Genomic DNA, 464 nt, shown 5'->3' with positions numbered 1-464 from the left:
ATGAGTGGCCAGCTTTTCTTCAAAACCTGCAAGTTTATTGGCAATGGCACTCTCCCCTTCTCCCCGGGTGAGAATAGTTTTGTGGTAGATAAAAGGTCGGTCATACTTCTCCTGAAGTCGTGGAATCACCTCCTCCTCCATCAGCGCGATCATTTCATAAGGCACGCCGGGTAAAGAAATAAAGACCTTCTTCCCCTGCTCCATCCACATTCCGGGTGCCGTACCGTTCTTATTGTGCAGCACCTTGGCTTTAGACGGCACCATAGCCTGCTCCCGGTTTAGGTCTGAAACGGGTGTTTTTTTATATTTTTCAAAAAGCTCCTCTACATGCTTAAGCACAGCCTCATTGAGCACCAGCTTATCCTCAAAATATTCGGTAAAAGTGTACTTGGTGACGTCATCCTTCGTGGGGCCAAGCCCTCCGGTGAGGATTACTACATCTGCCCTTTCTGAAGCTTCTTTAA

1 protein-coding gene is annotated in these 464 nt (G+C 47.6%); it reads right to left on the bottom strand.

Features of this window, described 5'->3' with window-relative positions; genetic code table 11:
* Positions 1-464 (bottom strand): competence/damage-inducible protein A (locus tag HC175_RS18330; RefSeq protein WP_168139675.1); only part of this gene is annotated, 464 nt, incomplete at both ends.

It is taken from the genome of Salinimicrobium oceani, assembly GCF_012037645.1.
The sequence above is the reverse complement of the archived record's forward strand: the minus strand, read 5'-3'. Positions and strand labels throughout refer to the sequence as shown.